10 protein-coding genes, 1 tRNA gene and 1 pseudogene are annotated in these 8,047 nt (G+C 67.1%); 6 read left to right on the plus strand and 6 right to left on the minus strand.

Annotation, left to right across the window (positions count from 1 at the left end):
* Positions 1–384: ABC transporter substrate-binding protein (locus tag C100_RS0124060; RefSeq protein WP_031308752.1), on the minus strand; the 384-nt coding region annotated here is incomplete at its 3' end.
* Positions 381–962: an ANTAR domain-containing response regulator gene (locus tag C100_RS29315; RefSeq protein ID WP_024018605.1), complete on the minus strand. Its 582-nt coding sequence runs from the start codon at positions 960–962 to the stop codon at positions 381–383. The genes C100_RS29315 and C100_RS0124060, both read right to left, overlap by 4 nt.
* A gap of 110 nt (positions 963–1,072) precedes the next feature.
* Here C100_RS29315 and C100_RS29320 point away from each other — a divergent pair, with 110 nt between their 5' ends.
* From C100_RS29320 to C100_RS49060, 3 genes and pseudogenes are all read left to right on the plus strand, one after another.
* Positions 1,073–1,600: a DUF192 domain-containing protein gene (locus C100_RS29320; RefSeq protein WP_024018606.1), complete on the plus strand. Its 528-nt coding sequence runs from the start codon at positions 1,073–1,075 to the stop codon at positions 1,598–1,600.
* A gap of 51 nt (positions 1,601–1,651) precedes the next feature.
* A complete protein-coding gene (locus C100_RS29325) occupies positions 1,652–2,050 on the plus strand; it encodes an NADH:ubiquinone oxidoreductase subunit NDUFA12 (protein ID WP_024018607.1) in 399 nt (132 codons plus the stop codon).
* Positions 2,051–2,295: 245 nt separating this feature from the next.
* Positions 2,296–2,466 (plus strand): annotated as a pseudogene (locus C100_RS49060) (DUF2155 domain-containing protein); the annotation flags it as partial.
* 35 nt (positions 2,467–2,501) lie between these two features.
* On the opposite strand, the gene aat reads toward C100_RS49060, so the two are convergent.
* Positions 2,502–3,251, minus strand: a complete 750-nt coding sequence (aat, locus tag C100_RS29335; protein ID WP_031308753.1) for a leucyl/phenylalanyl-tRNA--protein transferase — start codon at positions 3,249–3,251, stop codon at positions 2,502–2,504.
* Between the two features lie 130 nt (positions 3,252–3,381).
* On the opposite strand from aat, the gene C100_RS29340 reads away from it, so the two are divergent.
* The gene (locus C100_RS29340; RefSeq protein WP_024018610.1) at positions 3,382–4,677 is read left to right on the plus strand and encodes a dipeptidase; all 1,296 of its coding nucleotides are present in this window, start codon (positions 3,382–3,384) and stop codon (positions 4,675–4,677) included.
* Here the strand turns inward: C100_RS29340 and C100_RS29345 are convergent.
* The 3 genes from C100_RS29345 to C100_RS29350 form a co-directional block, all read right to left on the minus strand.
* Positions 4,674–5,897, minus strand: a complete 1,224-nt coding sequence (locus C100_RS29345) for a dihydroorotase (RefSeq protein ID WP_024018611.1) — start codon at positions 5,895–5,897, stop codon at positions 4,674–4,676. The two genes, C100_RS29340 and C100_RS29345, sit on opposite strands and share 4 nt — an antisense overlap.
* Complete coding sequence (locus C100_RS0124065; protein WP_031308754.1) at positions 5,894–6,889, minus strand: aspartate carbamoyltransferase catalytic subunit; 996 nt, start codon at positions 6,887–6,889, stop codon at positions 5,894–5,896. Before C100_RS0124065 ends, C100_RS29345 begins: the two co-directional genes overlap by 4 nt.
* A 47-nt stretch (positions 6,890–6,936) precedes the next feature.
* A tRNA-Gln gene (locus tag C100_RS29350) sits at positions 6,937–7,011 on the minus strand.
* 125 nt (positions 7,012–7,136) lie between these two features.
* On the opposite strand from C100_RS29350, the gene C100_RS29355 reads away from it, so the two are divergent.
* Complete coding sequence (locus C100_RS29355) at positions 7,137–7,646, plus strand: MarR family winged helix-turn-helix transcriptional regulator (RefSeq protein WP_024018612.1); 510 nt, start codon at positions 7,137–7,139, stop codon at positions 7,644–7,646.
* 70 nt (positions 7,647–7,716) lie between these two features.
* Positions 7,717–8,031, plus strand: a complete 315-nt coding sequence (locus C100_RS29360) for a hypothetical protein (RefSeq protein ID WP_031308755.1) — start codon at positions 7,717–7,719, stop codon at positions 8,029–8,031.
* Positions 8,032–8,047: the final 16 nt, after the last annotated feature.

An 8,047-nucleotide genomic window follows, 5' to 3' on the forward strand; every position in this document is an offset into this window, starting at 1 on the left:
GCGCCGCCACAGTCCGATGGCGGCGGCGAAATCATGCGCGGTTCCGAGCGGGTCGGCGAGGCGAGCGACGACATTCGGCTCCAGCGCCTTGGCGAAATCGCTCGCCATCACCAGCATATTACCGTTGACGCCCAGCTTGTAGGGCGCGGCCAGCGCGGCCGGTTGCTGGCTGAGCCCCAGCGTCACCGCCACGGCCAGCGGCGCCAGCATCTGCGCGGCATGGACCTGACCGAACACCAGCCGGTCGCGCAGCGTCGCCCAACTGGTCGTGCGCACCAGCTCCAGGCTCAGCCCCTCTTCCTCGGCAAAGCCGCGTTCGCGCGCGGCCACCAGCACGGCGGCGTCGTTGAGCGGCAGGAAGGCGATTTTCAAATGGGTCGTCATAGCCCTCCTCCCAGCAAATCGCTGGCGGTGATCAGCGCCTGCGCCACCTCCACGATCTTTTTGCCCTGGTTCATCGCACTCGACCGCAGCAGCGCATAGGCGTCCTGTTCGGACAGGCCGCGCTGGTTCATCAGGATCGACTTCGCGCGGTCGATGACCTTGCGGTCGGACAAGGCGGTGCGCGCCTCGTCCAGTTCGCTCTGGATCTTGGCGAAGGCGTTGAAGCGCCGCACCGCCAGTTCCAGCACCGGCTTCACCCGCTCCTTGCGCAGGCCATCGACGACATAGGCCGACACGCCCGCGTCGATCGCCGCGCCGATCATGCCATCGTCCGACTGATCGACGAACATGGCGATCGGCCGGGCGAGCGCGCGGCTGACGGTCAACATTTCCTCCAGCGTGTCGCGGCTGGGGCTGCCCAGGTCCATCAACACCACGTCGGGCGCCATGCGTTCGAGCCGCGCGACGAAAGCGCCGCGCGGAGGGACGATATGAATGTCGTCATAGCCCGCCTCGCGCAGCCCCTCCTCCAGGACCGTCGCGCGCAGGCCGCTGTCGTCGATGATGACGATTCGCATCTACCCTGCCCCTTTTGCTTCGTCAGTGGCCGCGATGCCGCGCGCCGTCAATTGGCGGGGCCGCCGCAAGCCCCTTCCCATCGCGGCGCGAATCGCTCTAGGCAGGCGACATGATCCGCCTCGCCCCCTTCTTCGCCCTCGGGCTGCTCGCCGCCTGCTCCGGCCCAGCCCCCACCGCCGACAACAGCGCGCAGGTGGCGACCGCGCCGGCCACCATTCCGGTCGTGATCAGCACCGCCGGCGGCGCGCGCCGATTCGACGTGGAGGTCGCCCACACGCCGCAGGAGCAGGAAAAAGGGCTGATGTTTCGCAAGGATCTGCCCGCCGATGGCGGGATGCTCTTTCCCATGGACCCACCGCGTACGGCCAGTTTCTGGATGAAAGACACGCTGATCCCGCTGGACATGCTGTTCATCCATACCGACGGGACCATCGCCTTTCTGAAGGCGGAGGCGGAACCCTATTCGCGCACGCCGGTGTCGGCGGGTGTGCCGGTCGTGGCGGTGCTGGAACTGCGCGGCGGCCGCGCGGCGGAGCTGGGAATCGCGCAAGGCGACCGCCTGGCGTGGGGCGGGTGCGCCGTGCCGCAGGAAAAGCGCACCACCGACCTGAATTTCTGCCCCGCACCGGCGCGTTGAGGCCATATCCGCCTTGCCAACGCCCCGCCGCAGCGGCTAAGCGCTTCGGCCATGGGAATCCTGGCTAAGATCTTCACCTGGTGGAACGGCGCCACCATCGGCACCTCGCTCTTCACCGCGCGCAAGGGCACCAAGGTCGGCGAGGACCATCAGGGCAATGTCTATTATGAAGGCGGCACCGACCCCAATGGCCTGACCCGCCGCTGGGTGATCTATAACGGCGCCAACGACGCGAGCCGCGTGCCGGCCGAATGGCATGGCTGGCTGCATCATTCGATCGAGGGCGCGCCCGAGAGCTTCCTGCCGCCGCCGCGCATCTGGGAAAAGGAATCGACGCCCAACGCGACCGGCACCGCCCAGGCCTATCGCCCGTCGGGCGCGCTCGAAAAGGGCGGCCTGCGCCAGAAGGCGACCGGCGATTATGAGGCGTGGAGCCCCGACGCGGCATGACCTGGCGCCCGGCGGGGACAGTCCCGCCGATCCTCCCATGCCTTCCCCTGCTATCCTGCGCGCTGGCGCTGGCGGCATGTGGCGACAATGAGCTGCCGCCCGCAAATCAATCCGGCCCGGTGAAGGTTGAAGGAGCGGCGATTCGCGCCGCCGGCAACGACGTGATGCCCGGCACCCCCATGGCCGAGCGCACCGCCGTCATCGGCCTGCTCAACAAGCGCAACGGCCTGACCCGCGACCTGACCATGAAGCCTGGCGAAGCGCTGCGCGTGGGCGATGCAATCGTCCGCCTGCAAGCCTGCGAAACCACCGCGCCGTGGGAAAATGTCCAGGAAACCGGCGCTTTCGTTCAGCTCGACGTGCGCAGCAGCGCGGACAATAAGTGGCGCCGCGTCTTTTCCGGCTGGCTGTTCCGCGACCGGCCCGACCGCAATGTCGTGCAGCATCCGATCTACGATGTGTGGGTCAGAAGCTGCGCGATGGAATGGCCCGAAACAGGCCCTGATACGGTCAAGCTGGACGCCAAGGGCGAGCCTGCCGGCGCGTCGCCCGCGAGCGGCGCAAACGCCCGTTCCGCCGCCGCGCCGGAACCGGCGGCCAACACATCCGACCCGGCTCCGAGCGACACGCCCCCGACCGCCGCGCCCAGCAACTGAAGATAATCGCGCTGGCTGATTTCGACCGCGCCCATGGAGCGCAGATGGTCGGTCATGAACTGGCAGTCGAGCAGGGTGAAGCCTGCGAACCGCATCCGCGCGACCAGCCAGGCAAGCGCCACTTTCGACGCATCCGTGCGCCGCGATACCATGGATTCGCCGAAAAAGGCCTTCCCCAGCGCCACGCCATAAAGGCCGCCGACCAACTCCTCGCCATCCCACACCTCGATCGAATGGGCAAAGCCGCGGGCATGAAGATCGGCATAAGCGCGCTCGATTTCATGATTGATCCAGGTCGAGGGCCGGTCGGGCGCCGATTCCGCGCATAGCGCCAGCACCTGCGCAAAGGCGCGATTGGCGGTGACGCGGAAGCGGTCCCGCCGGATCAGCTTGGCCAGCGAATGGGACAGATGAAAGCCGGGAAGCGGCAGGATGGCGCGATATTTGGGTTCGACCCAATAGACTTCCCGCGCGTCACGGTCATCCGACATGGGGAAAACCCCGATGGAATAGGCCTGCAACAGGATCAGCGGATCGATCAACATGCCCGGCAAGATGTAGCAGACCCGATCCATTGGGCCACCCCCGCATCGTCGATTTCAGCGCGCAATCCGACCTGTCGGGTTTCATCACATCCGATTGACTTGCGCCGCCATGGCCCTAGCCTCATCGGTCATGAAGATCCTCTGCCTGGCGCTGCTGCCGCTTTTCCTCGCCGCCCCTGCCGTCCATGCCGCCGATGCGCCCGCCACCGGCCCCTATGCCGCGCGAATCGCGCGCGTGCTGAAGGCGACGCCCCTGATCGACGGGCATAATGACTGGCCCGAAGCGCTGGCCGAAAAGGCGAAGGACGCGCGCTGGACGATGGACCTCACCCATCTCGACCCGGCGCAATATCATACCGACATCAGCCGGATGCACGCCGGTGGCATGGGCGGGCAATTCTGGTCGGTTTGGGTGTCGGCGGACCTGCCGCAGGTGCAGCAGGTGAAGGATACGATCGACCAGATCGGTCTGGTCCACAGCCTGGCCGCCCGATATCCGCAGCATTTTCAGCTCGTACGCACGGCGGCGCAACTGCGCGCGGCGCATAAGGCAGGGCGGATCGGGTCGCTGATGGGTGTCGAAGGCGGTGGCCAGATCGACAACAGCCTGGCCGTGCTGCGCGCCTATCGGCAACTGGGCGCATCCTATCTGACGCTGACCCACAGCCGCACCATCGCCTGGGCCGACAGCGCGACCGACAATCCGCAGCATGACGGACTGACTCCCTTTGGCGAGGCGGTGGTGCATGAACTCAACCGGCTGGGGATGCTGGTGGACCTCAGCCATGTCAGCGAGGCGACGATGCTGGATGCGCTGCGCGTCAGCAAGGCGCCGGTGATGTTCTCCCACTCCAACGCCCGCGCCCTGTGCGACACGCCGCGCAATGTCTCCGACGCGGTGCTGAAACAGGTGGCGGCCAATGGTGGCGTGGTGATGGTGAATTTCGCCGCCCAATATGTTTCGGAGGCGCGCCGCGTCTGGGGCGCGGACCGCAGCGCGGAAATCGCGCGCAACAATGCGCCGCCCTTTGGCGGCCTGTATATCGGCGACCCGGACGGCGCGGCGAAGGCGCTGGCGGATTGGGAACGGGCGCATCCCGAACCGGTCGCGACGATCGCGCAGGTCGCCGACCATGTCGACCATATCGTCAAGATTGCGGGGATCGACCATGTCGGCATCGGCAGTGATTTCGACGGCGTGGGCGACTTGCCCCAAGGGCTGAGCGGAGTCGAGACCTATCCCGCGCTGTTGGCCGAACTGATGCGCCGGGGCTGGAGCGACGCCGACATCGCCAAGCTGGCTGGCGAGAACATCCTGCGGGTCATGGCGGCGGCGGAAAAGACCGCGATTGCCATGAAGGACGAGCCGGAAGGCAGCGCAGTGCTGCCCGCAACGGCGCGATCGGAGGAAATGGCGGGGCTTTAGAGAAACGCCCCGCCCTTCATGATGCGGCGCGCGCGCCCCTGCACCGGCACCTTGTCGAACGGGGTATTGCCAGCGGACGCGGCCATTCTGGCGGAATCCACGATCCAGGGCATGTCGGGATCGACGAAGATCAGGTCGGCGGCGCTGCCGGGGGCGAAGCTGCCCGCGTCTATGCCCAATATGCGGGCCGGGTTGGCCGACAACAGGGTCATCAGCCGGTTGATCGACACATGCCCTTCCCGCACGAGGTTGAGCGAGAGCGCCAGCAGCGTTTCCGCCCCCGCCATGCCCGGCGCGGCATCGGCAAAGGGCAGGCGCTTGTCTTCGGGGCCGCGCGGATCATGGCCGGAGGTGATGACGTCCACCGTCCCGTCGGCCACCGCCGCAATGGCGGCAAGGCGGTCGGCCTCGTCGCGCAGCGGCGGCGAGAGCCGGGCGAAGGTGCGGAAATCCGTCACCGCCTGATCGTTCAGGAACAGATAGGCCGGGGTGATGCCGCACGTCACCTTCAGCCCCTCCGCCTTGGCCGCGCGGATGAGGTCGAAGCCGGCGCGGGTCGTCACCAGCCGGAAATGGATCGTCGCGCCGGTCTGGCGCACCAGCATCAGGTCGCGCGCGATCGCCATCGATTCGGCGCAGGCGGGCGCGTGGGACAGGCCAAGGCGCGTCGCCGTCTCGCCGCTGGTCGCCACCGCATTGCCGGTCAGGCCGCCATCTTCGGCATGGGCGATCAGGGTCAAGCCAAGGCCGCTGGCATAGGTCAGCACGCGCAGCATCACACCCGAATCGGCGATCCACTGGCGGCCGGTGCCGACCGCCTTCGCACCCGCCGCCTGCATCAGGCCCATTTCGGCCATTTCCGCGCCCTTGAGGCCGCGCGTCGCCGCTGCGATCGGATGGACCCAGAAATCGGGCTTCCCCGCGCGCGTCGCCTGACGGATCAGGCCGACATCGTCCAGCGGCGCGCGCTGGTCGGGCATCAGCGCCGCGCGGGTGATGCCGCCGAAATGAAAAGCCGGCTTGTCAGTGGCAAACACGCCCAGGTCGACAAGGCCCGGCGCCACGACCAGCCCCTGCGCATCGACCCGTTGGGCGTCGGCGGGAATATCGACCACGCCGGCGGCGACGATCCGGTCATCATCGATCAGGATCACGCCGTCCTGAAGCGTGTCGGCGACAGGATCGGCCAGCTTGCCGTTGACGATGGCGATCATGCTCATGCCCAGCCCTCCACATCGCGCGCGCCGCGCGTCAGCACGTCCAGGCACGCCATGCGCACGGCGACGCCCATCGCCACCTGTTCGGTGATCGCCGACCGGTCGGGATGGTCGGCGACGCTGCTGGTGATCTCCACGCCCCGGTTCATGGGGCCGGGATGCATGACCAGCGCATCGGGCTTCGCCAGCGCCAGCCGTTCGGGCGTCAGGCCATAGAGCGCATGATATTCGCGCGCGGACGGAATGAAGGCGCCGTCCATCCGCTCATTTTGAAGTCGCAGCATCATGACCACATCGGCCCCGTCCAGCCCTTCATCCATCCGGATGAACGGGATCGCACCCAGCATTTCGACCTCCGGCGGCAACAAGGTGGGCGGCGCCACCGCACGCACCTGCGCGCCGAGCGCGGCCAGGCACAGCATGTTCGAACGCGCCACCCGGCTGTGCAGCACATCGCCGCAGATGGCGACCACCAGCCCTTCGAACCCGCCCTTGCGGCGGCGGATGGTGAGCGCGTCGAGCAGCGCCTGGGTGGGATGCTGGTGCCAGCCGTCGCCGGCATTGAGCACGGGACAATCCACCTTGTCGGCGATCAGCGCGACCGCGCCTGAACTGGCGTGGCGGATGACGATGACGTCGGCGGCCATGGCGTTGAGCGTCATCGCCGTGTCGATCAGCGTTTCGCCCTTCTTCACGCTGGACTGGGCGGCCTGCATGTTGACGACATCCGCGCCCAGCCGCTTGCCCGCGATTTCGAAGGACAGCAGCGTGCGCGTGCTGTTTTCGAAAAAGGCGTTGATCTGCGTCATCCCGGCGAGCCGACCATCATGCTTGCGCGCCCGGCCCTTGTTGGCCTGCGCCCAATGTTCGGCTTCATCGAGCAGAAATCGGATTTCCCACGGCTTGAGCTCTGCGATCGAAAGCAGATGCCGGTGCGGGAACAGCGCGCGACCGCTGAGGTCGGACGAGGAAGACGCGGCGGAGATGTCGGGCATGAGCGCCCCTTTAGGCGAGCGCCGGTGCCAGGGCAAGATCAGGAAACTGGCTGGGGCGGCAGGATTCGAACCTGCGCATGGCGGCATCAAAAGCCGCTGCCTTACCGCTTGGCGACGCCCCAGCAACACGCCGGCATCGCCGGCGCGGACCGCCATATAGCGTGTGATGGGCGAAAGGAAAGCCTAGTCATCACAGTTTCACAACGCCAATATGACGCTTCCTGTCCCAACCGGAACATTTTATCCCATGTCCGCCCCGTCCTCTTCCCCTACCCAGATTAGCCCGGCGTCCCCGCTTTTCCTGCGCGAGGATGAGATAAGGCGCGGCATCGAGATGCTCTATTTCGGCTATGGCGCGCTCACCCGGTCGATCGACGAGGGGCTGGCGGCGCAGGGCCTGGGCCGGGCGCATCACCGGGCGCTCTATTTCATTTCGCGCCAGCCCGACCTGACGGTCAAGGATCTGCTGCGCCTGCTGGCCATCACCAAGCAATCGCTGGGCCGGGTGCTGAGCGACCTGATCGAGCGCGGCTATATCGAGACGCGGCCGGGGGCGAGCGACCGGCGGCAAAAGCTGCTGCGCCTCAGCCCGGCCGGCACCGCACTGGAAGCCGAATTGTTCCGGGCGCTGCGGGAAAAGATGGCGACCGCCTATGCCCAGGCGGGGCAAGGATCGGTGACCGGATTCTGGCGCGTGCTGGAAGGATTGATCCCCGAAGCCGACCGCTCGATGGTGTTCGCCCTGCGCGGGCGATAGTTGCCGATACGCAACTTTATCGCGCCTGTTGCGCTTTTGCCTTTCCACGCAATGGAAGAGAGGAACCATGATGCGCACATCGATACTTGCCGGGCTGACCCTGTTGGCGGCCGCCGGCCTGTCCGCCTGCTCGGAAAAGACCCAGGACAATCTGGAACAGACCGGCGATTCCATCGGCAATGACATGAGCCGCGCCGCCGACGATGCGGGCGCCGCGATCGACAATGGGCTGGACGACGCCGGCCAGGCGATCGACAGCGGTGCGGACCGGATCGGCGCGGCCACCGACGAGGCCGCCAGCGACGCGCAGCGGGAAGCCGGGGAAGCCAAGCGCGATATGGGCGATTCCTTGCAGGAAGCGGGCCGCGACCTCAAGAACGACTGAGGCAGCCGGCGCCGCC

The organism is Sphingobium sp. C100, from assembly GCF_000508185.1.
Classification (GTDB): domain Bacteria; phylum Pseudomonadota; class Alphaproteobacteria; order Sphingomonadales; family Sphingomonadaceae; genus Sphingobium.